The sequence below is a fragment of the Gammaproteobacteria bacterium genome, assembly GCA_036383255.1.
Lineage (GTDB): Bacteria > Pseudomonadota > Gammaproteobacteria > Natronospirales > REEB76 > DASUBN01.
This window is the reverse complement of the sequence record DASVOS010000009.1, coordinates 78,917-102,788: the sequence shown is the minus strand read 5'-3', so window position 1 is coordinate 102,788 and position 23,872 is coordinate 78,917. Positions and strand designations below refer to the sequence as shown.

The window sequence follows — 23,872 nt, the reverse complement described above, 5'->3', positions numbered from 1 at the left end:
AGGCTGGTCGGCGTGGATCTTCCCTGAACTGGAAACGGACTCATCGTCCCACACCGGCGACCGACCCTTCCGGCCGCTCGGCGCTCCCTCTGATCCCTCAAAGCACGTCCGGTGCCCCCACCGGATGCTTCCTTGAGCTAGTTTATACCCCAAAAACCGCGTAGCTTCAGCGGCACTGGGCTGATTACACGAACGTTCGCACTCTAACTAAAGATCGAAGGGAGTCGTCGCATGGGTCTCGCACGCATCCTTGTCGCCCTCGCCTGCCTGCTGTCCCTCCCGGCTGCCCTGGCCGCGGACGAGCCGCCACCCGAGCTCAAGGGCTTGGACACCTATATCCAGCACGCCATGGCGGATTGGAAAGTGCCGGGCCTCGCCATCGCCGTGGTGAAGGACGACAAGGTGGTGTGGGTGCAGGGCTTCGGCCGGCGCAACCTGGAGGCGCCGGACAAGGTGGATGGCGACACGCTGTTCGGCATCGGCTCAAACACCAAGGCCTTCACCGTCGCAGCGCTCGGCACTCTGGTGGATGCCGGCAAGCTCGACTGGGACGATCCGGTAGCCTCCCTCATGCCGGGCTTCCAGATGTACGACCCCTACGTGACACGTGAGGTGACGTTGCGCGACCTCCTCAGCCATCGCAGCGGCACCTGCGGCGAGGATGGCGTCTGGTACGGCACCGACTTCAGTTCCGAGGAGATCATCGCGCGCCTGCGCTACCAGAAGCCCGCCTACGGTTTCCGTTCCCAGTTCTGTTACAGCAACAGCCTCTACATGGCCGCAGGCGAGGTGGTGCCCGCATTGACCGGCACGGCGTGGGGCGACTACGTGCGTGCGCGCTTCTTCGCTCCGCTGCACATGGACACCAGCAACACCAGCATCCGGGCCTTCAAGCCCGGCGCCGACGTGGCTGCGCCCCACGCGGAGATCGACGGGCGCCTGCAGCCCATCGCCTGGGACAACACCGACAACATCGATCCCGCCGGGGCCATCAACTCCAGCGTGCGCGAGATGTCGGAGTGGCTGCGCATGCTGCTGGCGGACGGACGGTACGAGGGCAAGCAACTGCTGAGTCCGGAGACGGTGGAGGAGATGGAGACGCCGCAGATGCTGATCGGCGGCAAGGACGGCGAGGCGAAGTTCCTGAGCGCCCTCAACCCGGAAAGCCGCTTCTACGCCTACGGCCTCGGGTTCTTCCTGCAGGACTATGCCGGCACCAAGGTGGTGTGGCACTCCGGGCATATCGACGGCATGAGCGCGGGGCTCGGCATGGTGCCCTCCCGGCACCTGGGCGTAGTGGTGCTGAGCAACATGGACCAGAGCTGGCTGCCCATGGCGCTGGTGTGGCGCGTGGTGGATGCCTACGACGGGAGGCCGGACAAGGACTGGAGCACGAGGGTGCTGAAGGCGGTGGCTCCCGCCTACGCGGCGGACCGCGCCGCCCAGGCTGCGCTGGAGAAGACCCGCCAGCCCGGCGCGGCGCCGCTACCGCTGGCGGAGTACGCCGGGCGCTACAGCAACGAGCTCTACGGCGACGTGCGCGTCACGCTGGAAAACGGCAGGCTGCGCCTGCGCGCCAGCAAGCGCCTCACGGGCGAACTCAAACACTGGCACCACGACACCTTCCAGGTGCAATGGGACTATGCCTACTTCGGAAAGAGCTACGTCACCTTCGGGCTGGACGCATTCGGCAAGCCCGCGAGCCTGGACATGCCCGGTGTCGCTACCTACACCCGCGCCGATGCCGCCAGGAGCGGCGAGTAGCATTCAGCGCGAGAAGCGGCTGGGCGAATAGCAGGCGAGATCCAGCGCCGGCGCACGGCCGGCCATGAGGTCCGCAAGCGCGCGGCTCGAGCCCGCAGCGAGGGTCAGCCCCAGCGGACCGTGTCCGGAGTTGATGTAGAGGTTCGGATAGCGGGTGGCGCCCACGAGCGGCGGCCCGTCGCAACTCATGGGCCGCAAACCTGCCCAATGTTCCACCCCCTCCAGCTGCTCCGCCACTTCCGGCAGGAGTTGCAAGGCATGCTTCAGCACGGCTGCACCGCGCCGCGGGTTTAGCGAAGTGTCGAAGCCGGTGAACTCGGCGGTGCCTGCGATCCGGAGCCGCTGGCCCAGGGGCGTCACGACGATCTTGCGCTCGAAGTCCACCAGCGGCATCCCCAGCCGGCGCTTCGGGTCGCGCAGGTTCAGCGTCACCGAGTAACCCTTCACGGGATAGATCGGAAGGTCGAGTCCCAGCGGCGCCGCCAGCGCCGGAGTGTAAGAGCCGGCGGCGAGCACATAGGCGTCCGCCTGGAACTCGCCGCGTGCCGTGCGCACGGACGTGACCTTGCCAGCCTGCGATGCGAAGCCCGTCACCGCCGTATCCGTGAGGAAATCCACGCCGACGGCGCGGGCCTGCTGTTCCACTGCGCGAGTGAATGCGTGAGCATCGCCGCTCTCGTCTTCGGAGTAGTGGATCGCGCCCGTGAGTCCTGGCGCCGCTTCCAGCATCGGTTCCAGCGCCACTGCCTCGGCGCGACTCAGGACGCGATGCCTCAGGCCTAGGGGCGCGAGGGAGCGGGCCAGCGTATCGGACCGCTCCAGGAACTCCGCGTCACGGAACACCTTGAGCGTGCCCACGCTCATGGCCTGGTATTGCAAGCCGAGCTGTCCGCGCAGTTGCCGCAGGCAGTTGGCGCTGTAGAGCCCGAGGCGCACGTTCGCCTCCGTCGCCGCCCACCAGGGCGCGGCGCGGGAGGCCAGCAGGAACTTGAGGCCCCAGCGCCACATGCCGGGCAGCGCGCGCGGACGCAACAACAGCGGCGAGTCCTCCCGCCACAACCACCGCAGCAGGTGGCCGAAGGTGCCCGGCGCGTTCCAGGGATCCGACTGGCTCGGCGTCACCAACCCGCCGTTCGCGTAGCTGGTCTCGAGACCCGTTCCGGACCGCCGCTCCAGCAGAGTGACCTTGAAACCGCGCTCGGCCAGGTACCAGGCGCTGGTCACGCCCAGCAGCCCGCCGCCGATCACCAGCGCCGTGCGTGCCATCGCGCCGGCTCACTTCCCCTGGGGCTTGAGCTCGCGCTGGAAGAACTCCACCGTGGCCTCGTCGGCCCGGCGCCAAGAGGCGCGGCGCAGGAAGCCGTGGATCTCGTTGGGGATCACCAGCTCCTCGTAGTGCACGCCCTGGTCCTGCAGCCGGTTCACCATGTCGATCATCTCGTTGAAGTAGACGTTGCGGTCGTCGTCGCCCTGGATCAGGAGCACCGGCGAGCGCCAGCCCTTCACCGCGGCCACCGGCGAGGACTGCCAGGCCACCTTCATGGCCTGCTTGCGGTCACCCTCCTCGTAGCGCGGCTTGCCGCCGTTGAACCAGTCCGAGAGGTCGTAGGACCAGTCGTGTACGCCGTTGAGATCCACGCCGGCCTTGAAGATGTTGGAGTTCCTGGCCAGCGCCATGGCGGTGAGATAGCCGCCGTAGGAACCGCCCCAGATGCCGATGCGCTTGGCATCCACCCGCGCGTCCCGCATCAGGAACTTGGCGGCCGCGAACACGTCCTGGTACTCGGCCGCACCTGTCGGTCCCCAGTGTGCCGGGTGGTGGAAATCATGTCCGTAGCCGATGCCGAGGCGGTAGTTCAGCGCCAATACCACGAAGCCGTGGGCGGCCAGGTACTGGTCCACCGCGTAGGCGTTCGCGTAGTAGTTCATGTAGTGCCAGCCGAGCAGCATCTGGCGCGGCGGCCCGCCGTGCACGAACACGATGGCAGGCTTGCGCATGCCATCGTCCGTGGCATAGAGCTGGCCGTGCAGCTCGGTGCCGTCGGCGGCCTCGAAGCTCACGGAGCGCGGCGTGACGAAGCCCTGGGCCGGGAACGCGGCCGGGATGCTGTCGCGGTTCAGGGTATGCCAGTCGCTCTTGTCCACGCCGCCAGCCACCACCAGCGGCGGCAGCTGCACACCGGCCTGGATGAACCCCAGGCTCTTGCCGTCGCCGCTCAAAGCCGGCGTCCACTCGATCTCATCGCCCGCGGTGAGTACGCGCTCGGGCGAGCCGTCGGTGCTGATGAGGTAGAGGTGGCGGCGGTCCTGGTCGCCCACGGTGGCGCCGACGTTGGCGCTGTACACCACGCGGCTGCCGTCGGCGCTCGCGCTCACGTACTCCACCATGAACTTGCCGGGGGTGAGCAGCTTCGGCTCGCCGCCCTTGGCCGGCACCGCATAGAGATGCGGCCAGTTATCCATGTCGGCGAGGAACAGCAGGCGGTCGCCCGGGAGCCAGTGCAGGTTCGCCTCGCCCTGGGTCTGCGGATAGGAGCCGCGCAGCGTGTTGGGACTCTGCCAGGCGCGCGCGGCTTTGCCGCTCGCGACCTCGCCCACCCACAGCGCCCAGGGATCCGGCACCTGCTTCAGGATCGGCTTGGGCACTCCGCCCTGGCCCGGGACGCGCACGTAGGCGATGCGGGTGCTGTCCGGCGACCAGCGCGGCATGAAGTCGCTGCCGGTGGACGGCGCCAGGTACTCGATGGGCGTCTCACCGTTGCGGTACACGCCTATGAAGCTGTGGTCGCCGCGCCCGGACACGAAGGCCAGCGCCTTGCCGTCCGGCGACCACTGCAGGTCCGAGGCCTTGCCGCGGTCGAACAAGAGCAGCGCGGCCTTGCCGCCGCCGAGGGCCGCCGACCATACCGCACGCTCGGGCAGGTGGATGAAAGCCACGCGCGAGCCGTCCGGCGCGATGGCCGGCGCATCGCCGTCGCCTACGAGCTGCAGCTCCCCGGTCTTGAGCGCGACGCTCCATACCTGCATGGTGGGTTGCACCGGCATGGAACTCGGCTCCGGCTCCAGCGCCTCGGGCCAGTTCGCATCGTGATCGCCGCCGCGCACGAACACCAGGTAGCGGCCATCCGCCGACAGATCCAGGTGGCTGATCTCGATGCCCTCGTCGCCGGCGAAATGCGTGAGCTGGCGCGGCGCGGCACCGGGGCTCTCGGCGATCCACACGTTGCGCGCGCCCTCGATGTCCTGCACCCAGGCCACGGCGCTGCCCTTGGGGGCGGCGGTGAGCTCGGAGGGGAACGGATAGCTCAGGGCCTGCTGCAGGGTGAAATCGGCGGCGTGGGCGGCCGTGCCCGCGAAGCTCGCGGCGAAAGCGCTCAGGATCAGGACCAGACGGGACATGCGGACCTCCGGTGGCTGCATCGGACGGGATCAGGCGGGCACTCTAGCACCGCCCGGCCCGGTTCACAGCCAGTGGCGGATGGACCAGCCCAGGGACTCGAGGGTGCGCATCCACCAGCGGCGGTTCGCCCAACGGCGGGGCTGGATGCGCACGGACTGGGTGAGGTCCTGCTGGAAATCCGCCTCCAGGCGCTGCACCAGCGCAGCGTCGGTGCTGGTGAGGGTGAGCTCATAGTTCAGGAAGAAACTGCGGTAGTCGAGGTTTGCGGTACCGACGCTGCACCACTCCCCGTCGATGACCAGGGTCTTGGCGTGCAGCATGCGCGGCAGGTACTCGTGGATCTGCACGCCCGCCTCCAGCAGGCTCGCGTACATGGCGTGCGCCGCCCACTGCACCACGCGCTCGATGGGCTCATCGATGCGGTGCGGCACCAGGAGCTTCACCTCCACGCCTCGCTGCGCGGCCTGCCTCAGCGCACGGCGGGTGCGCCGGTCCGGCACGAAGTACGGCGTGGTGAGATGTATGCTGCGCTTCGCCTCGGCGAACTTGCGGCGGTACAGCCGGTGCAGGTAGCGGCGCCCGCCGCGCGAATGGTTGGTGACGAACAGGTGCCCGCCAGGCAGCTCCAGCGCCGGGTGCGGCAGCATGCGTCCGCGCCAGAATGCATCGAACAAGCGCTGCAGCGTTCGCGCCAGCTTGCCGCCCACCTGCAGCTGTGTGTCGCGCCAGCGCTGTTCGCCGAACACGCCGCGGGAGTTCTCCCGGTGCACATTGAAGCCGCCGAAGAATCCGATGTGCCCGTCCACCACCAGGAGCTTGCGGTGATTGCGGCGGTTGTAGCGGGCCGGATCGCGCCAGCTCCAGCGCCTGAACCAGCGCACCTTCACGCCGCCCTCCCGCAGCACCTGCTCCACCGTCTTGCCGGAGAACAGCGAGCCTACCGCGTCTATGTAGACCAGTACCTGCACGCCGGTCCTGGCCCGCTCCACCAGTGCCCCGATGAAGCGCCGGCCGACCTCGTCGTCGGCGAATATGTAGCTCTCGAACTTGATGGTGCGGCGGGCGCCATGGATCGCGTCGAGCATGGCCTCGTAGAGCTCGTCGCCCTCCGTGAAGACGCGGATGGGGGTCTCGGCCATTTTACGGCTGCTGTCTTGCGCCGACATCTGCGGGGCCCGGCTGCTATAGTGTCCCTGGGATTCTAAACTGCCACCCAGCCACTTGCGCCTGCTCCTCTACAACATGCGGTACGCCACGGGCACCGGCCCGGGGTTCCACCTGCCGCTGCCCGGGGCCGGCTACCTGCGCAACACCAGCAAGAACCTGGCCCGCATCACCGAGTTCATCCGGGACCAGGCGCCGGACATCGTCGGCCTGGTGGAGGTGGACATGGGCTCGCGCCGCGCCGCGGCGGTGAACCAGGCCGAGGCCATCGCTTCCGCCATCGGCCATTCTCCCCACTTCCAGAACAAGTACGGCGTGAATTCCATCAACCGTCGCCTGCCCATCCTGAACAAGCAGGGCAACGCCTTCCTGACCCACTACCCTGACGCCGTGCAGCGCCTGCACTACTTTGAACTGGGGGTGAAGCGGCTTATCATGGAGCTGGAGCTGGACCAGGTCTGCCTGTTCCTGGTGCACCTCTCCCTCAAGCGCAGCCACCGGCACCAGCAGATGCACCATCTCGCCTCACTCGTGCGCAGCGCCACCAAGCCGGTGATCGTCGCCGGCGACTTCAACACCCTGTGGGGCGATCATGAGATCGCCAAGTTCATCGACGGCAGCGGGCTCGCCAACGCCAACCTCGGCAACCTCCCGTCCTGGCCCAGCAACCGCCCGTTCCGCCAGCTCGATTTCATCCTGCACGGCCCCGGCATCGAAGTCGCGCGCTTCGACATCCCACGCACCACGCTCTCGGATCACCTGCCGCTGGTGTGCGACTTCCACGTGCGGAGCGCGCGCTGATGCACTGGCTGCTGGCGGGACTGACCGCCGCGGCGTTCGCCAGCGCCACAGTGCTGCTGGTGCGGCGGCGCCGCGCCACCATGGAGCAGGCTTGGCGCAGCTGGTCGGTCGACGGTCCCGGTGACGATCGCCTGCGGGAGTTGCGCGATGCGCTGCTGGCCGAACTCACAGTGGAGGTGCGCGAGTCCGTGCACGGCAACCTGCTCGAGTTCGAGGCGGCGTTGCGGCGGGATGAGGACCCGCTGCAGGCGCTCCGGCGCGAGCTCATGGACAGCGTGGACCGGCGGCTCCTCAACATGGAGATCCTGGAGCTGCCGCCCGAGGTGAGGAAGAAGCTCCGTGAGCAGAGCAGCGAGCTCCTGCAGAGCGACGCCGAGGCCCGGACGTACATCGCCGCCAACGAGGCCCGCCTGGCGGTGCTGCGGGAGTATGCCGGCCTGCGCTTCGGCGACCGTGTGCCCGGCGACTGGTTCGACGTGTACGAAAGAGCCTCGCGCCTGCGCCGGCGCGGCACCCGCAACTTCATCCAGCGCACCCTGAACGGCACCCAGACCGGTGAGGACGATGCCCGCTACCAGAGCATGACCCGGGTGGACCGGGAGCTCCGCACCCGCCTGCTCAAGGTTCCGGCCGGCACCCGCTTCACGGGGCTGGACGAGGGCAAGTTCGCCCCCGAATAGCCGCCTTGCGGCCCTCCGGTCCGGTTCCTATGATGATGGGCCGCCAAGCGGCATCCGTCGCCTTCCATAACTAAACGAATATCCGGAGTCACCCCATGGCCGAGAGCAAAACCAACTGGCGCATCGAGCAGGACGCGGACGGCATCGCCTGGCTGTGCTTCGACAAGGTCGGGGCCAGCACCAACGTGCTCTCGACGTCGGTGATGCTGGAACTCAGTGAGGTCCTGAAGCAGGTGGCTGCCATGCGACCGAAGGGCCTCGTCATCTACTCGGCCAAGAAGAACGGCTTCATCGCCGGCGCCGACATCAAGGAGATCAAGGACCTGCGCGCCCAGGAGGAAGCCTTCCGCATGGCCCGCGGCGGCCAGCTTATCTTCGAGCAGATCGAGAAGCTGCCCTGCCCCTCCGTGGCGCTCATCAACGGCTTCTGCCTGGGCGGCGGCCTGGAGCTGTCCCTGGCCTGTACCTACCGGGTGGCTGTGGACGATGACAAGCTGGCGCTCGGCCTGCCGGAAGTGAAGATCGGCGTGCACCCTGGCTTCGGCGGTTCCGTGCGTTCCGTGCGCCTGGTGGGCGTGCTGCCGGCCATGAGCTTCATGCTTAGCGGCCGCAACGTGCGCGGCAAGGAAGCGCTCAAGATCGGCCTCATCGACAAGCTGGTGACGGAGGACATGGCGCGGCCGACGGCTGCGCGCCTCATCCTCAAGAACGGCCCCAAGAAAGCCCCGCCGTTCATGCAGAAGCTGCTAGGCATGACGCCGTTGCGCCCCATCATCGCAAGCGTGTTGGCGAAGCAGGTGAAGGCCGCCAAGGTGCGCCGCGACCACTACCCCGCGCCCTACGCGGTGATCGACCTGTGGAAGAAGTACGCTGCCGGCGAGGCCCAGTACGAAGCCGAGGCCCAGTCCTTCGGCCACATGCTGACGCTGGATGTCTCCCATAACCTCATGCGCGTGTTCCTGCTGCAGGATCGCCTCAAGTCCCTGGGCAAGAAATCCGATCTCGCCTTGAAGCACGTGCACGTGGTGGGCGCCGGCACTATGGGCGGCGACATCGCCGCCTGGTGCGCCCTGCGCGGCTACGAGGTGACGTTGCAGGACCGGGAGGAGAAATACGTGCAGCCGGCGCTGGTCCGCGCCCGCAAGCTCTTCGAGAAGAAGCTCCGGGGCGCCGAGGTGGACGCCGCGACGGCGCGTCTCAAGATGGACGTGGCTGGCGACGGCGCGAAGGACGCGCAGGTGGCCATAGAGGCCATATTCGAGGACGTTGACGCCAAGCAGGCGTTGTATAAGAAGCTCGATGCGGTGATGGCGCCCGGTGAGGTGCTGGCCACCAACACCTCGAGCATCAGGCTCGAGACCCTGCGCACCGTGCTCAAGGAGCCGACGCGTCTCGTGGGCCTGCACTTCTTCAATCCCGTGGCGAAGATGCCGTTGGTGGAGGTGATCCACGCCGAGGACACCCCCAAGGAGGTGGTGGCGAAAGCGCTCGCCTTCACCCGCCACATCGACAAGCTGGCGGTGCCGGTGAAGAGCGCGCCGGGCTTCCTGGTGAACCGCATCCTCATGCCCTACATGATGGAAGCGATGCTGGCGGCGGACGACGGCATGGCGCTGGAGGCCATCGACCAGGCGGCGCTGGACTTCGGCATGCCCATGGGTCCGGCTGAGCTCGCCGACACGGTGGGCCTGGATGTGAGCCTCTCGGTGGCGAAGGTGTTCGCCAAGGAGTTCAACAAGAAGATCCCGGAGAGCCTGGTGAAGCGGGTCGAGGCCAAGCAGCTCGGCCGCAAGACCGGCGCGGGCTTCTACAGATATGTGGATGGCAAGCCGGTGAAGGACAAGTCGCGCGTCGAGGGCGCCACCCAAGACCTGCAGGACCGCCTGATCATGCCCATGCTCAACGAGGCAGTGGCGGTGCTGCGCGAGGGCATCGTGGCCGATGCGGAGCTCCTGGACGCCGGAGTGATCTTCGGCACGGGCTTCGCGCCGTTCCGCGGCGGCCCGGTCAACTATATCCGCGCCACCGGCGCCGACAAGCTGCAGACGCGCCTGCAGCAGCTCGCCCAGGCCCATGGCGACCGCTTCAAGCCGGACACCGGCTGGAATGCGGCGACCCTGCGGGAGCCCAAGGCATGAAGTTCGACAGCCTGCCCGCGGACCGTTCAGCCGAGGTCCGTACCCTCGCCATGCCGAAGGACACCAACGGCCTGGGCGACATCTTCGGCGGCTGGATCATGTCCCACGCCGACGTGGCCGGCGCCATCCTCGCGTTCCGCCGCGCTGGCGGCCGCGTGGTCACGGTGGCGGTCAACGACTTCGTATTCGAGAGCCCGGTCTACGTGGGCGACGTGGTGAGCTTCTATACCGACGTGGCGCGGGTCGGGAACACTTCCATCGCCATCGACGTCACCGTGTTCTCCCAGCGCAGCGACGGCGAGCGGGAAGCCACGGTGCGGGTCGCCACCGCCCAAGTCACGTACGTGCGGGTCGGGGCGAACCGCAGGCCGGTGCCGGTGGCACACAAGGGCTGAGGGAAGGGTCCGGTCCGGCCTTGGCCGGCGCCCGATGGGGGTATGGTAGAATGGCTTTCCCCGGTTCCCGGGGTGGGGATTTCCCCGTCAGAACAACAAGTTGTAGGGCTGGAAGCGATGGCACCCCGACCGCTCGAACGCGAACTCATCAAGCAATTCTCGCCCCTGAGTGGCCTCAAGCCGGAGAACCAGGCGGACCTCGCCAGCAAGAGCCAGGTGCAGGACACCGAGGCCGGGCGTTACGTGTTCCGCCAGGGCGATGCCGACAAGCGCACCGTGTACCTGGTCAAGGGTGAGGTGGAACTGCGTGCTGGCGACAAGGTGGTGCGCGTCATCACCGGCGGCAGCGAGGAAGCCCGCCATCCCCTCGCCCCTCAGATCCCGCGCCACCTCTCGGCGCGCGCCAAGACCAACGTCGAGTGGTTCGGCGTGGACAGTGACCTCTTGGACATCATGCTCACCTGGGACCAGACCGGCGCCTTCGAGGTCGGCGAGTTGCAGGCCCAGGAAGAAGCTCCCGCTGACGACTGGATGACCACCATCCTCCAGACCAAGGCCTTCCACCGCATCCCGCCCGCCAACATCCAGGCGGTGTTGATGCGCATGGAGAACATCGCGCGCAAGGCCGGCGACGTCATCATCAAGCAGGGTGATGAGGGCGACTACTTCTACATCGTCACCTCCGGCAAGTGCGTGGTGACCCGCGAGACCCCCACCAACAAGGCCGGCATCAAGCTGGCCGAGCTGGTGACGGGCGACGGCTTCGGCGAGGAGGCCTTGATCTCCGACGCAAAGCGCAACGCCACCATCACCATGCTCACCGACGGCTCGCTGGTGCGCCTCGCCAAGGACGACTTCAAGAAGCTCCTGAACGAGCCCAGCCAGAAGTGGATCCCCATCGAGGAAGCCCAGAAGATCGTCGACGCCGGCGGCCAGTGGCTGGACGTGCGCCTGCCCAGCGAGTTCGAGAACAAGCACCAGGAAGGCGCCATCAACATCCCGCTCTACTTCATCCGCCTGAAGCTCGACACGCTCGACCCCAAGAAGAAGTACGTGGTGTACTGCGACACCGGGCGCCGCAGCTCGGCGGGCGCGTACATTCTCAGCGAGCGTGGCTTCGACGTTTACGTGCTCAAGGGCGGCGCCCCGGCCTGATGCCCCTGCGCGGCTTCCTATGAAAAAGCCACCTTGAAGGTGGCTTTTTTATCGCCGCTGAATGCCGACGGTCAAGCCAGGGACTGGTGCTTCCCGCCGTGGGCGCGGTTGAAGCGCCCCAACTCCTCGATGGCGACCCGCATGCCTTCACGTTCCGCCGGCGTCAGGGCCGGGTTCCAGATGTCGAAGATCATCACCACCCGGGTCTTGCCGCTCCGGTTCCAGGCCTCATGCTCGAAGGTGTCGTCGAAGGCGATGCACTGCCCTTCCGTCCAGTGGCGGGTCTCCGTCCCCACGCGGATGCCGCACTCGGTGGCGGATGGCACGATCAACGGCAGGTGCACCACCAGGCGCACGTTGATGACGCCGGTATGGGGCGGGATATGGGCGCCGGGAGTCAGCACCGAATAGAGCGCCTCCGGCGAGTGGTCCGCCACCCGGTTCAGGGGCGCCGCGTCCAGCGCCGCGATGGTGCGGGGGCAGCGCGCGTGGTTGTCCGTGAAGGCCATGCCGTCCCGGTAGAAGAAGAACGCGTTCCAGTTGGGCGAGTGGTTGAGCTCCCGCCAGTAGGCGGCGCCCGGATGCTCCCGCGGCATCTCCACGAACGGGCGGAAGCCTTCCTCCCGCGACAGCACCGCCAGGAGCTCCTCGCGGATCTCGCCGGTGTGGCTTTCCAGCTCCGCCATCCAGGGGAACTCGGAGCGTTCGTACCAGGCGCGGGCCGGCAGCCCCGGGAAGCTCATGAACGTGGGCCGCTGCAGCTCCGGCAGCGGGATGGGCGGGCGCAGCCCCAGGTAGGACTCGAGGCAGTGCCAGACGCGGCTGAGGGCCGCGCGTCCATGTTCCCGTTCCACCGGCGCCAGCGCGGTGTGGAACACCTCCATGCGCGCGTCGCGTAGCGCGGACATGGCCTTCTCAGCCAGCATCCGGATGCCGGCGGGGATCGCCGCCACGTCCAGGAAAAGGCCGCCCGCCTCCGCCGCCTCGAAGCCGCGCATGTACCGGGCCAGCGCCTCGTCCCGGCGGCCGAGCTCTTCCAGCAGCGCGCCGTGGTTGAACAGCGCCGCCACCAGGTCCGGTTTGAGCTCCGCGGCCCGCTCGAAGGCCTTGAGCGCGCCCTCACGGTTGCCGGCGGCGCGGTAGGCGATGCCCAGGTTCTTGAGCAGGTTCGCATTGACGGGGTTGAGCTCCACCGCCCGCTCCAGGCGCTGCACGCCGCCGCGCAGGTCGCCTGCCTGCAGGACGCTCATGGCGATGAAGCTCAGCGCCTCGGGGTTGGCAGGCTCGAGGCTAAGGATGTCCTCGTACAGGCCGCGGGCCGCCGCCAGCTCGCCGCGCTGGGCGTGCTGGCTGGCGCGCTCCGCGAGCAGGCGCACACGCTCTTCCGGACCAGACTGCCCGGCCTGTGTGCCGCCGCTCGCCATGCTACATGGTGTGGGTGGGACGGTCGGCCTGGAGGGCGCCGCCGAGGTAGCTTTCGATCTTCTTGGAGGTGTTGCCGCCGTCCTGCTCGCTGAACTGCACGCCGATGCCGGCCGCGCGCTTGCCTTGGGCTCCGCGCGGCGTCACCCAGATGACCTTGGCGGCCACCGGCAGGCGCTCGGCGGATTCCATTAGTTGCAGCAGGATGAAGACCTCGTCGCCGAGCTGGTAGGGCTTGGCGGTGGGGATGAACAGGCCGCCGTTCTTGATGAACGGCATGTAAGCGCTGTAGAGCGCGCTCTTGTCCTTGATGGCGAGGTTCAGGATGCCCTGTTGACGCGGTGCGCTCATCGGTTACCCCATTCGTTCGCCGCCAGCGGCGACCCCTTCATGTCGTTGAGTCCCTCCGCCCAGTCCGACAGCAGCACCGTGAAGGCGAGCTCCCGGTTCGCGCTGGAATCCAGCGCCTGGATCGCGGCCTGGATGCGGTCCAGGAACGCGTGGAGGCTACGCAAGTGTATGCCCTCCGCGGTCTTTTGCAATAGCGGGAGCTGGTCGCGGTTCACCACGGCGTCCGCTGCGCCGCTCTTCACCAGGATCAGGTCCGAGACCATGCTCCACAGGAGCCGCAGCAACTCGGGATAACGTTCCTTCGGGTGCGCCGCCAGCATCACCGGATTGGCCTGGCCGGCGCGCAGACGGGCCAGGGCTTCGAAGAACGCCTTGCGGCGCGGGCCGATGTCGGAGGCGGCCAGCTCCAGCGCCGCCAGCGGCGCACCGCCGGTGAGGCCGAGCAGCACGCCCCAGTCCTCCCGGCGCTCACGCGCCTCCAGCCAGCCGCGCGCCACGGCGGGATCCGGCGTCGGCACCGCCAGCAGCTGGCAGCGGCTGCGGATGGTGGCCGGCAGCCGTCCCGGCGCCGAGCTCACCAGCAGCAGCAGCGTGTCCGCCGGCGGTTCCTCCAGGGTCTTGAGCAGGCTGTTCATGGCGGCGTGGCTCATGCCCTCCGCCGGCTCGATGACCGCCAGCTTGCGTCCGCCGTATTGGCTCGAGAGCTGCACACGCCCGACGAGCTCTCGGACCTGTTCGATGCTGATGTTCATCTTGAGCGCGCCTTCCTCTCCCGCCTTCCCCTCGCGCTCCTCGAACGTCACATGGTTGTAGTCCGGATGCACGCCGGCAGCGAACTGGCTGCAGGAGCTGCAGTGGCCGCAGGCATGGCCGCCCTTGGGCTCGCGGCAGAGCGCGAACTTGGCGAAGGCGGCGGCGAACAGGCCCTTGCCCAGGCCCGGCTGCCCGCTGATGAGCAGGCCATGGGCGAGCCGTCCTTCCTTGAGCCGGGCGGCGAGCATCTCCCACAGCTCACGCTGCCAGGGCAGCGGCACGGCGGCGAGCGTCAGCAGCATGCTCACGTCCAGCGCTCCAGGCGCTCGTCCAGCACCGCAGCGAGATCCCGCTGCACGCTGGGTATGTCTTGTCCCGCGTCCACCACCTTGATGCGGCGCGGCTCCTTGCGGGCACGGGCGAGGTACACACGCCGCACCCTCTCGAAGAAAGCGTCTTTCTCCCGCTCGAAGCGGTCCAGCTCACCCCGCCCGCGGGCACGGGCCATGCCCACCGCCACCTTCACGTCCAAGAGCAGAGTGAGGTCAGGCTTGAGTCCCTTCAGCACCATGCGCTCGAGCTTGGCGATCTCCGCCACGCGGATGCCGCGGCCGCCTCCCTGGTAGGCATAGCTCGCGTCGGTGAAGCGGTCGCATACCACCCAGGTGCCCGCCGCGAGCGCGGGACGGATGAGCTTGTGCACGTGCAGCGCGCGGGCGGCGAACATCATGAGCAGCTCCGCGGTGGGATCGAAGCCGTCGCCCCTGACCTTGAGCAGCGTGGCGCGTACCTCGTCCGCCTCCGGCGTGCCGCCGGGCTCGCGGGTCTCCAACACCGTGAGGCCGCGGGCGCGCAGCTCGTTGCACACGAACCGCATGTGCGTGGACTTGCCGACGCCCTCCACTCCTTCCAGGGTGATGAAGCGCCCGCGTCTGGTCCGTGTCTTCTTCATTTGCCGTGCTTCAATTGATACTTCGCCACCGCCGCATTCTGCTCCTTGAGGGTGGCGGAGAACACGTGGGTGCCATCACCCCTCGCCACGAAGTAGAGCGCGTTGCCCCCCGCCGGGTGCAGCGCCGCGTCGATGGCGGGCCGGCCCGGCATGCAGATGGGCGTAGGCGGCAACCCGTGGCGGGTATAGGTGTTGTAGGGCGTGTCGGTGCGCAGGTCCTTGAGAGTGATGTTGCCGAAATAGCGGTCGCCCAAGCCGTAGATGACGGTCGGATCTGTCTGCAGCTTCATGCCTTTCTGCAGGCGCCGCACGAACACGCCCGCGATCTGAGGCCGCTCGGTGGCCTGGCCGGTCTCCTTCTCCACGATGGAGGCCATGATCAGCGCTTCGTAGGGATCCTTGTAGGGCAGTCCCGGCGCGCGCGCATCCCACGCCGCCGCCAGCTCCTGCTGCTCAGCCTCGTGGGCGCGGCGCAGGAAAGCCACGTCGCTGGTGCCGCGCGGGAACTGGTAGGTGTCCGGCATCACCAGACCCTCGGGACTCTCGGCGTCGAAGCCGAGCTTCTCCATCAGCGCCGTGCCGTTCAGGCCCTTGAGCTCGTGCGCGAGGTTTGGTTCCTGCTCCACCGCCGCCAGCACCTGCTGGAAGGTCCAGCCGTCCACCAGGGTGAGGGAATGCATCACCACCTTGCCGCTGCGCATGAGCTTGAGCAGCTGCGCCACGGTGAGGCCCGGTTCCACGTGGTACTCGCCGGCACGCAGGCCGCCGGAGGCGCGGTGCAGGCGTGCGAACCAGACGAGGTCGTAGGCATGCGCGACGATGCCCTGCTTCGCGAACTCCTGCGCCACCTGGCGCAGGGACTCGCCGGGCCGGATCTCCACATCCCGCGCCTCGGCCAGCGGCAACGGCCGGTTGTTCCAGCTCCAATAGATGTAGCTTGCTCCACCGGCCAGGAGCAGCAGCAACAGGGGCAGGATGACGCGCAGTCTCATGAGTTCAGGTTTCCGCGGCCCAGGCCGCGGCCAGCCGTGTCAGGGAGCCGATCGGGTAGCTGCGCGCGCCGATGCGCGTCACCGGCCACACCCCGGCGATGGAATTGCACACGAATATCTCCCGCTGGTCCAGCAGTTCATCCAGGCCCATGTGCCGCACTTCGGTCTTGATCCCCGCTTGCTCCGCCCGCGCCAGGATATGGCGGCGCGTCACGCCGGCGACACCCGCCTGGCTCAGGTCCGGCGTCACCAGCCTATCCTCCGCCGGCGATGCGAACAGGTTTGTCATTGTACCTTCCACCGCGCGGCCGCCGGTGTCCAGCATCAGGCCCTCCGGTGCGCCCTCGCTCCATTCCGCCCGCGCCAGCACCTGCTCCAGGCGGTTGAGGTGCTTCAAACCTGCCAGAGCGGGATTGCAGGCTAGACGTGTCGTGCACAGACGCAACTCGATGCCCTGCTCGCTCCAGGCGGCGGGATAATCGGGCCAGGGATAACGCAGGAGGATGCGGAGGGCAGCTGCATCTTCGGTCGGACGGTAACCGCGTCCGCCGCTGCCGCGGGTGAACATGAGCTTGAGCACGGCCCGCGCCTGTCCCTGGGCGACCTGCTGCAGCTCCCGTTCGAGCGGCGCACGGTCCGGCGCAGCGAGCCTGAGCCTGCTACAGCCCTCTTGCAGGCGATCCAGGTGCAGTCCCAGCCTCTGGATACGGCCGTCCCGCACCGCCATGGTCTCGAACAGGCCATCGCCGTAGTGCAGGCCCCGGTCAGTGAGCGGCAGCACGTCGGCCGGCTGGCCGTCGATCCAGGCAGCGGGCTTCATGCATCCCCTCCCAGGGCGCGGGCGAGGCCGCGGGCCTTGGCGCGCGTCTCCTCCAGCTCCCGTTCCGGCACCGAGTCCGCCACGATGCCGGCGCCGGCGCGGAACGTGAGGCGGCGTCCCTTCTGCACCAAGGTGCGGATGAGGATGTTGAGGTCCATGTCGCCGTCCAGGTTCAGCCAGCCCATGGCGCCGGTGTAGGCCTCGCGGCTCGCCTGCTCCAGTTCGGCGATGATCTGCATGCAACGCACCTTGGGACAGCCGGTGATGGTGCCGCCCGGAAATACCGCGCGGATGACCTGCGCCGGGGTGGTGCCCTCGCGCAGCCGGGCGCAGACGTTGGAGACGATGTGGTGCACGTGGGTGTAGGACTCCACCACCATGAGCTCATCCACCCTGACGCTGCCCGGTTCCGCCAGCCTTCCCAAGTCGTTGCGCTCCATGTCCAGGAGCATCACGTGCTCGGCCCGCTCCTTGGGGTTCTCGATGAGCTCGCGGATGAGGGCTGCATCACGCGCCGGATCGGGGCCCCGCGGCCGGGTGCCGGCGATGGGCCGGGTATCCACCCGCCGTCCGGTGACGCTGACGAGACGCTCCGGCGAGGAACTGATGATGGCCGCGTCGCCATAGAGAGCAAGCCCTGCGAAGGGCGCCGGGTTGGCGCGGCGCAGCCTGGCGTAGAGGCCGGTGGGCGTCGCTTCCGGCGCCAGCGCCGCTGACCAGTGCCGGCTCAGGTTCGCCTGGAAGATGTCTCCTTCATATATATATCGTCGCGCGCGCGTCACCTGGTCCAGGTAGCGCCCCGGCTCTTCTTCCGCGAGACCGCCCGCCAGTACCGCGGTCTCCGGCACCGGCCCCTGCCCCAGGATCACCGCCAACCGCTCGAGCAGGGCTTCGCTGCCGGGCTCCGCCACCCAATTCACGGTGCCGGCCAAGTGATCCCGCACCAGAGCTGCCGGTGCGCGCGCGGCGAATGCCACCGGCAGGTCGCGGCCCGGCGTAAGCCTGAGGTTCTGCTCGACCTGCCCCACGAGCTCGTAGCCGAGATACAGGAAGAAGCCGCCGCGGAATGCGCTGCCCTCGGCACCCTTCGCGCGCGTGCGTTCCGTGCGCCACCAGCCATCGAGCGCCGTCAGGAAGTCGCCGCCGGCCTCTTCCGCGTGAGGACCGGTGAGACGGCCGTCCGCGTGCAGCACCAGCATCTCGGGATCGGGGCGGGCGAACAGGAAATCGTAACGGCCCTGGGCGCCGCCACGGGCAGCGCTCTCCAGCAGGAACGGGAAAAGATCGGGCGCATGCCGGCACGCGGCCAGGAAGTCTACGTCGTAGGAGATGTGGGCCGCGCCCATGGCCGGCCGCGGGATTCCGCCGCTCAGATGCGGCGGAACACCAGCGTGCCGTTGGTGCCGCCGAACCCGAAGGAGTTGGACAGCACCACGTCGATCTTCATCTTGCGCGCCTTGTTCGGCACGTAGTCGAGATCGCACTCGGGGTCCGGATTCTCCAGGTTGATGGTGGGCGGTGCCACCTGGTCGCGCATCGCCAGGATGCTGAACACCGCTTCCACGCCGCCGGCGGCGCCCAGCAGGTGCCCCGTCATGGACTTGGTGGAGCTGATGGCGACCTTCTTCGCGTAGTCGCCGAAAGCACGCTTGATGGCGATGGTCTCGCCCTTGTCGCCCACCGGTGTGGAGGTCCCGTGGGCGTTGATGTAGTCCACCTGCTCCGGCTTGATGCCGGCATCGTTCAGCGAGTTCGTCATGCACAGGCGCGCGCCCTCGCCGTCGTCCGGCGGGGAAGTCATGTGGTAGGCGTCGCCGCTCATGCCGAAGCCGATGAGCTCGCAATAGATCTTGGCGCCGCGCTTCTTCGCGTGCTCGTACTCCTCCAGCACCAGCACCCCGGCGCCCTCGCCCAGCACGAAGCCGTCGCGGTCCTTGTCCCAGGGACGGCTGGCCTTCTCCGGCGCATCGTTGCGCTCCGAGAGGGCGCGCGCGGCGCAGAAGCCGCCGAGGCCGAGCGGCGTCACCGCCATCTCGGCGCCGCCCGCCACCATCACGTCGGCCTCGCCGTACTGGATGTTGCGCATCGCCAGGCCGATGTTGTGGTTGGCGGTGGTGCAGGCCGTGACCACGGCGTAGTTCGGGCCCTTGAGGCCGTACATGATCGACAGATGCCCTGAGATCATGTTGATGATGCTGGAGGGCACGAAGAACGGCGACACGCGCTTCGGGCCATTGTTGTCGATGATGGAGGAATGGGCCTTCTCGATGTTGGTGAGGCCGCCGATACCTGCACCCACGGCGACGCCGATGCGCGCCGCGTTCTCCGGGGTCACCTGGATGCCGGAGTCCTTGAAGGCCTGCACCGACGCCGCGATGCCGTAGTGCACGAAGGGATCCATCTTCTTGATGTCCTTCGGCGTGATGTACTGGGCCGGGTCGAAGTTCTTAACCTCGGCCGCGATCTTGGTCGGGTAGTTGGTGACGTCGAAATGGGTCACCTGCCCTACGCCGCTCTTGCCGGCGAGGATGTTGGCCCAGGATTCCTCGATGCTGTTGCCGACCGGGGAGATTATCCCCATGCCGGTGACGACGACCCGACGCTTGCTCACTTGGACTGCCCTCTTCTCGCTCGCATATTCACCGAGTATACGCGGATAGCCGCGTCATCTCATAAATGACAAGGCCGTTGTCACCTCGCGATGACAACGGCGCTTGTTCTGCGGAATCCCGCCACTCAGGCGTTGGGCAGGTGTTCCTTGATGTAGCTGATGGCCTGGCCGACGGTGGTGATCTTCTCGGCCTCTTCGTCGGGGATCTCGCACTCGAACTCTTCCTCGAGCGCCATCACGAGCTCCACGGTATCCAGCGAGTCAGCGCCCAGATCGTCCACGAAGGAGGCCTGCGGGGAGACCTGGTCTTCCTTCACGCCCAGTTGTTCGACGACGATCTTCTTGACGCGTTCTTCAATGCTGCTCATGACTGTTGGGACCTCCCAGTGTGACAAAACAGTTCGGCATCGGCATAACCGACCAAACTGGGGGCGGTATTGTAGAGAAAACCCCCTGTCTGCGCCACTTGCCCTTTATACCCTTTCCAAATAGGCCGATAAGCCCTCTAAACCCCTCAAAAACCAAGCCAAACTCGCCAAAGCCGCCATGAGGTGGAGCGAGGCAAGGCGCCCGGCGGCGAGGAATCCCGAGTGTACAAGCAGTACATGAGGGTTCCGAGCCGACGGGCAACGCAGCCGCAGCCCGCCTCGTGGCGGCTTGGGCTAGGCCATATACATGCCGCCGTTGACGTGGATCGTCTCACCGGTGATGTAGCTTGCGCCCGGCGAGGCGAGGAACAGCACCGTGGCGGCGATGTCCTCCGGCGCGCCGAGGCGCTCCAGCGGGATCTTCTGCATGAGCGCGGCCCGCTGCTCATCGGTGAGCGCGCGGGTCATGTCGGTGTCGATGAAGCCCGGTGCCACCGTGTTCACGGTGACGTTGCGCGAACCCACTTCCTGGGCCAGTGAGCGTGTGAAGCCCATGATGCCGGCCTTGGCGGCACAATAGTTGGCCTGGCCAGGGTTGCCGGATGCGCCCACCACCGAGGCGATGCTGATGATGCGGCCACGCCGCGCCTTCATCATGCCTCGCAGGCAGGCCTTGGACAGGCGGAACACCGAGGTGAGGTCGGTGTCGAGCACCGCGTTCCAGTCCTCCTCCTTCATGCGCAGGAGCAGCGTGTCGCGGGTGATGCCGGCGTTGTTCACGAGCACCGTGGGATCGCCGAACTCAGCCACCAGCGCCTTGAGCGTCCCGTCCACCTGGGCGGAATCCGAGACGTCGAGCACCACGCCCTTGCCCTTGATGCCCTCGGCCTTGAGGTAGCCGCTGATCTGCTGAGCGCCCTCGGGCTTGGTGGCGGTACCCACCACGGTGGCGCCGGCCTTGCCGAGCGCGACCGCGATGGCCTTGCCGATGCCGCGGGTGGCGCCGGTGACGAGGGCGATGTCCTGGTTCAGCATGTTCAGGCTCCTGCCGCGGCCAGGGCGGCCTGCAGCGTCGAGGGGTCGTACACGGGGTGGGTCTCCACGGCCTTGTCGATGCGCTTGCCGAGGCCGGCCAGCACCTTGCCGGGGCCGAACTCCACCTGCTTCGCCATGCCGTCGTGCGCGAGCTTCTGCACCGTCTCGACCCAGCGCACCGGGCTGTGGAGCTGCGCCTTGAGCGCCGCACGGATCTCATCCGCATCGGGATGCCTGCTCACGTCCACGTTGTGGATCACGGGGATGCGCGGCGGCTTGATGTCGAGGGCGGCGAGCTTCTGCGCGAGCCGCTCGGCGGCGGGCTTCATCAGCGCGCAGTGGGAGGGCGCACTCACCGGCAAGGGCAGCGCGCGCTTGGCGCCCTTGGCCTTGCACAGCTCGCCGGCGCGCTCCACCGCGGCCTTGGAACCGGCTATGACCACCTGGCCAGGCGCGTTGAAGTTCACGGCCTCCACCACTTCGCTCTGCGCCGCCTCGGCGCAGGCAGCACGCACCGCGCCGTCATCCAGGCCGATGATGACGAACATGGCGCCGGTACCGGCAGGCACGGCCTCCTGCATGGCCTGTCCGCGGAACTCCACGAGCTTGATGGCGTCCTTGAAGTCGAGAGCGCCCGCACAGACCAGTGCCGTGTACTCACCCAGGCTATGGCCCGCCATGGCGGAAGGATCGGCGCCGCCCGCGGCCTTCCACGTGCGCCAGGCGGCGACGCCGGCGGCGAGAAGCGCAGGCTGGGTCTGCTGGGTGGCGTTGAGCCGCTCCTCGGGCCCCTGCTGGCAGAGTGCCCACAGGTCGTAGCCGAGCGCCGCGGAAGCCTCGGCGAAGGTCTGCTGCACCTCGGGCCGCTCGGCCGCGAGCGTGCCCAGCATGCCGAGCGACTGGGAACCCTGTCCCGGGAACACCGCGGCGAAACTCATGCTCCGTCTCCACTCCGTTTAGGACCGCGCATTATACGGTGCCATGGCAGGCCGCCGCCAAAGCCGATGAGCGCGCCGGCGAAGGCGCCGTAGAGGTGTGCGTCCACGATCACGGCGCCGCCGGTGGACACGCTGGAGAACGGCAGCGCGCCGAAACACTGTTCGTAGGCGAGCTTCGCCACCAGCAGTGCCGCCAGCACCCAGCCGAAGCGGTCGCGGCGCCGGATCAGCCCGAGGCTGCCGGCGGCCCACAGGGTGTCGAGGGCACCGGAGATGCCCACATACCAGTCCACCTGCGGGTCGCCCGCCAGCAGGCCGAGGCCTACGGCCAGCGCACCGGCGCAGACCACTGCCGGCGTCCGCCAGCCCGGCAGCGCATCCTCGAACAGGAGCCACAGCAGCAGGAGGCCCGCCATGTCCTCGAGCAGATGCCCCAAGCCGAGGTGCACGAAGTTTCCGGTGAAGAGCCGCCACGCTTCCCCGTGCAGGATGGCGGCGCGCTCGTAGCGCAGGGCCACGCGCACGGGTTCGCCGCCCAGCGCAAGGAGCAGGCACGGCAGCAGCAGCGCGAGCAGCGGCCAGTGACGCCGCGCGAGGCCGAGGATGCGTTGGGACACCGGGGGCATGGGAGGCTAGTGTATGATTGGGCCTGCGCGAGGATGCGCGCCAACCCTGATTTTATCAGCCAAAACAGCCATGCAGACCCGCAAGCAGCAATCCGGTTTCACCCTCATCGAAGTGATGGTGGTGGTGGTCATCCTCGGCATCCTGGCCGCGGTCATCGTCCCCAAGATCATGGACAAGCCCGACGAGGCCCGCCTGGTGAAGGTCAAGGCCGATATCCAGCAGATCCAGTCCACCCTGGAGATGTACCGCCTCGACAACTATGTCTACCCGAGCACCGAGCAGGGCCTGCAAGCGCTGGTGCAGAAGCCCTCGGCCAACCCTGAGCCGGCCCACTGGAAGCAGTACCTGGACCAGCTGCCGGTGGACCCCTGGGGCCACCCCTACCAGTACCTGAACCCGGGCACCCATGGCACTGCGGTGGACATCTGGTCCAACGGCGCCGACGGCACGCCCGGCGGCGAGGGGGTGAACGGCGACATGGGCAACTGGAACATGAACGGGAACGCCGCGAACGGCGGACACTGACCGGCAAGGACGCCCACGGTGAGCCCGCAACGGACAAAGGGCTTCACGCTCCTCGAACTCCTGGTGGTGATGGTGATCATCGCGGTGATCGCCAGCGTCGCCGTTATATCCACCGGCGCCCTCGGCCGCGACCCGCCGGCGCAGAAAGCCGCGCATGAACTGGCGGACCTCGCGGGCCTCGCTTCCGAGCAGGCGGTGATGCAGGGTCGTGTGTACGGCCTGCGCATCGAGGCCCACGGCTACTCCTTCTATACCTACGATGGCCGCAAGTGGGCGCCGCTGCAGGCCGATAACCTCTTCTATCGCCGCGACCTTGGCGATGACGTGACGCTCACACTGCACATGGACGGCACCACTGCGGCGTTGGCGCCGCCGCCCGCCACGGTAGAGGAACCGGCTGCCGCCACCAGCGCGACGCCCGCCGGGCATGAAGGTGATACGGACCAGACCGAACTGCCCCAGGTGCTGCTCCTGTCCAGTGGCGAGCTCCTGCCCTTCGAGATCGAGGTGGCCGGTGTCTCCGGCGCGGCATACACCGTCAAGGGCTCCCTCACGGACGGCATCACGGTGGTGGAACCAGCTGCCGACGCCGGCAAGGCCAGGCCATGAAGCGCGCGCGCGGCTTCACGCTGCTCGAGGTGCTGATCGCGCTCGCGGTGCTGGCGCTCGGCATGCTGGCGGTGATCGGCACCGCCGGCTCCAGTTCGCGCCTGGGCGCGCACCTGCGGGACAAGACCTTCGCCGGCTGGGTGGGCATGAACGAGCTCACCATGCTGCGGGTGGCCCAGAGCTGGCCCAGCGACGACTCGCTGAACGGCGACGCCGACATGGGCGGCCAGAAGTGGCACTGGAAGGCCACCATGACCAAGACCGCGGATCCGGATCTCCTGCGGGTGGACATCGACGTGAGCCTGCCCGACAGCGACGAGGTCATCACCACCGTCACCGGCTTCATGGGCCGGCCGCTGCAGCGAGGTTGAA

24 protein-coding genes are annotated in these 23,872 nt (G+C 67.9%); 9 read left to right on the top strand and 15 right to left on the bottom strand.

Annotation, left to right across the window (positions count from 1 at the left end; translation table 11 throughout):
* The first annotated feature begins 231 nt into the window (after positions 1-231).
* Entirely contained in the window at positions 232-1,764 is a 1,533-nt protein-coding gene (locus VF651_05115) for a serine hydrolase (protein HEX7965079.1), read from the top strand.
* Positions 1,765-1,767: 3 nt separating this feature from the next.
* On the opposite strand, the gene VF651_05110 is transcribed toward VF651_05115, so the two are convergent.
* The 3 genes from VF651_05110 to VF651_05100 all read right to left on the bottom strand — a co-directional run bounded on the left by VF651_05110 (position 1,768) and on the right by VF651_05100 (position 6,303).
* On the bottom strand, positions 1,768-3,030 hold the full coding sequence (locus VF651_05110) for a D-amino acid dehydrogenase (GenBank protein HEX7965078.1): 1,263 nt from the start codon (positions 3,028-3,030) through the stop codon (positions 1,768-1,770).
* 9 nt (positions 3,031-3,039) lie between these two features.
* Complete coding sequence (locus VF651_05105) at positions 3,040-5,163, bottom strand: LpqB family beta-propeller domain-containing protein (protein ID HEX7965077.1); 2,124 nt, start codon at positions 5,161-5,163, stop codon at positions 3,040-3,042.
* A 63-nt stretch (positions 5,164-5,226) separates the two neighbouring features.
* A complete protein-coding gene (locus VF651_05100; protein HEX7965076.1) occupies positions 5,227-6,303 on the bottom strand; it encodes a phospholipase D-like domain-containing protein in 1,077 nt (358 codons plus the stop codon).
* Positions 6,304-6,385: 82 nt separating this feature from the next.
* Here VF651_05100 and VF651_05095 point away from each other — a divergent pair, with 82 nt between their 5' ends.
* The 5 genes from VF651_05095 to VF651_05075 all read left to right on the top strand — a co-directional run bounded on the left by VF651_05095 (position 6,386) and on the right by VF651_05075 (position 11,497).
* Positions 6,386-7,129 (top strand): endonuclease/exonuclease/phosphatase family protein, encoded by a 744-nt coding sequence (locus VF651_05095; protein ID HEX7965075.1) that lies wholly within the window; start codon positions 6,386-6,388, stop codon positions 7,127-7,129.
* Entirely contained in the window at positions 7,129-7,809 is a 681-nt protein-coding gene (locus tag VF651_05090; GenBank protein HEX7965074.1) for a hypothetical protein, read from the top strand. Before VF651_05095 ends, VF651_05090 begins: the two co-directional genes overlap by 1 nt.
* A gap of 95 nt (positions 7,810-7,904) precedes the next feature.
* The gene (locus VF651_05085) at positions 7,905-9,947 is read left to right on the top strand and encodes a 3-hydroxyacyl-CoA dehydrogenase NAD-binding domain-containing protein (GenBank protein ID HEX7965073.1); all 2,043 of its coding nucleotides are present in this window, start codon (positions 7,905-7,907) and stop codon (positions 9,945-9,947) included.
* Complete coding sequence (locus VF651_05080; GenBank protein HEX7965072.1) at positions 9,944-10,342, top strand: acyl-CoA thioesterase; 399 nt, start codon at positions 9,944-9,946, stop codon at positions 10,340-10,342. The genes VF651_05085 and VF651_05080 overlap by 4 nt, the downstream gene beginning before the upstream one ends.
* Before the next feature lie 117 nt (positions 10,343-10,459).
* The gene (locus VF651_05075; GenBank protein ID HEX7965071.1) at positions 10,460-11,497 is read left to right on the top strand and encodes a cyclic nucleotide-binding domain-containing protein; all 1,038 of its coding nucleotides are present in this window, start codon (positions 10,460-10,462) and stop codon (positions 11,495-11,497) included.
* 71 nt (positions 11,498-11,568) lie between these two features.
* On the opposite strand, the gene VF651_05070 is transcribed toward VF651_05075, so the two are convergent.
* The 12 genes from VF651_05070 to rrtA all read right to left on the bottom strand — a co-directional run bounded on the left by VF651_05070 (position 11,569) and on the right by rrtA (position 22,365).
* Positions 11,569-12,873 (bottom strand): aspartyl/asparaginyl beta-hydroxylase domain-containing protein, encoded by a 1,305-nt coding sequence (locus VF651_05070; GenBank protein ID HEX7965070.1) that lies wholly within the window; start codon positions 12,871-12,873, stop codon positions 11,569-11,571.
* A 49-nt stretch (positions 12,874-12,922) separates the two neighbouring features.
* Positions 12,923-13,270: a PilZ domain-containing protein gene (locus VF651_05065; GenBank protein ID HEX7965069.1), complete on the bottom strand. Its 348-nt coding sequence runs from the start codon at positions 13,268-13,270 to the stop codon at positions 12,923-12,925.
* A complete protein-coding gene (gene holB / locus VF651_05060; protein ID HEX7965068.1) occupies positions 13,267-14,325 on the bottom strand; it encodes a DNA polymerase III subunit delta' in 1,059 nt (352 codons plus the stop codon). Before holB ends, VF651_05065 begins: the two co-directional genes overlap by 4 nt.
* 2 nt (positions 14,326-14,327) lie before the next feature.
* Positions 14,328-14,975: a dTMP kinase gene (gene tmk / locus VF651_05055; protein HEX7965067.1), complete on the bottom strand. Its 648-nt coding sequence runs from the start codon at positions 14,973-14,975 to the stop codon at positions 14,328-14,330.
* A complete protein-coding gene (mltG, locus tag VF651_05050; GenBank protein HEX7965066.1) occupies positions 14,972-15,967 on the bottom strand; it encodes an endolytic transglycosylase MltG in 996 nt (331 codons plus the stop codon). The genes tmk and mltG overlap by 4 nt, the downstream gene beginning before the upstream one ends.
* Positions 15,968-15,971: 4 nt before the next feature.
* Entirely contained in the window at positions 15,972-16,787 is an 816-nt protein-coding gene (pabC, locus tag VF651_05045) for an aminodeoxychorismate lyase (GenBank protein HEX7965065.1), read from the bottom strand.
* Entirely contained in the window at positions 16,784-18,133 is a 1,350-nt protein-coding gene (locus tag VF651_05040; GenBank protein HEX7965064.1) for an aminodeoxychorismate synthase component I, read from the bottom strand. Before VF651_05040 ends, pabC begins: the two co-directional genes overlap by 4 nt.
* Before the next feature lie 23 nt (positions 18,134-18,156).
* Positions 18,157-19,398 carry a beta-ketoacyl-ACP synthase II gene (fabF, locus tag VF651_05035; protein ID HEX7965063.1) on the bottom strand — a complete coding sequence of 414 codons (1,242 nt, stop codon included), beginning with the start codon at positions 19,396-19,398 and terminating at the stop codon, positions 18,157-18,159.
* A 125-nt stretch (positions 19,399-19,523) separates the two neighbouring features.
* A complete protein-coding gene (gene acpP / locus VF651_05030; protein HEX7965062.1) occupies positions 19,524-19,766 on the bottom strand; it encodes an acyl carrier protein in 243 nt (80 codons plus the stop codon).
* Positions 19,767-20,060: 294 nt separating this feature from the next.
* The gene (gene fabG, locus VF651_05025) at positions 20,061-20,801 is read right to left on the bottom strand and encodes a 3-oxoacyl-ACP reductase FabG (protein ID HEX7965061.1); all 741 of its coding nucleotides are present in this window, start codon (positions 20,799-20,801) and stop codon (positions 20,061-20,063) included.
* Between the two features lie 2 nt (positions 20,802-20,803).
* A complete protein-coding gene (gene fabD, locus VF651_05020; GenBank protein ID HEX7965060.1) occupies positions 20,804-21,739 on the bottom strand; it encodes an ACP S-malonyltransferase in 936 nt (311 codons plus the stop codon).
* On the bottom strand, positions 21,736-22,365 hold the full coding sequence (rrtA, locus tag VF651_05015; protein ID HEX7965059.1) for a rhombosortase: 630 nt from the start codon (positions 22,363-22,365) through the stop codon (positions 21,736-21,738). The genes fabD and rrtA overlap by 4 nt, the downstream gene beginning before the upstream one ends.
* Before the next feature lie 70 nt (positions 22,366-22,435).
* Between rrtA and gspG the strand changes: the two genes are divergently transcribed.
* The 3 genes from gspG to gspI are packed head-to-tail and all read left to right on the top strand — an operon-like array spanning position 22,436 to position 23,871.
* Positions 22,436-22,891, top strand: coding sequence for a type II secretion system major pseudopilin GspG (gene gspG, locus VF651_05010; GenBank protein ID HEX7965058.1), 456 nt, complete (start codon positions 22,436-22,438; stop codon positions 22,889-22,891).
* A gap of 18 nt (positions 22,892-22,909) precedes the next feature.
* Complete coding sequence (gene gspH, locus VF651_05005; GenBank protein ID HEX7965057.1) at positions 22,910-23,500, top strand: type II secretion system minor pseudopilin GspH; 591 nt, start codon at positions 22,910-22,912, stop codon at positions 23,498-23,500.
* On the top strand, positions 23,497-23,871 hold the full coding sequence (gene gspI / locus VF651_05000; GenBank protein ID HEX7965056.1) for a type II secretion system minor pseudopilin GspI: 375 nt from the start codon (positions 23,497-23,499) through the stop codon (positions 23,869-23,871). Before gspH ends, gspI begins: the two co-directional genes overlap by 4 nt.
* The last annotated feature ends 1 nt before the right edge of the window (position 23,872 follow it).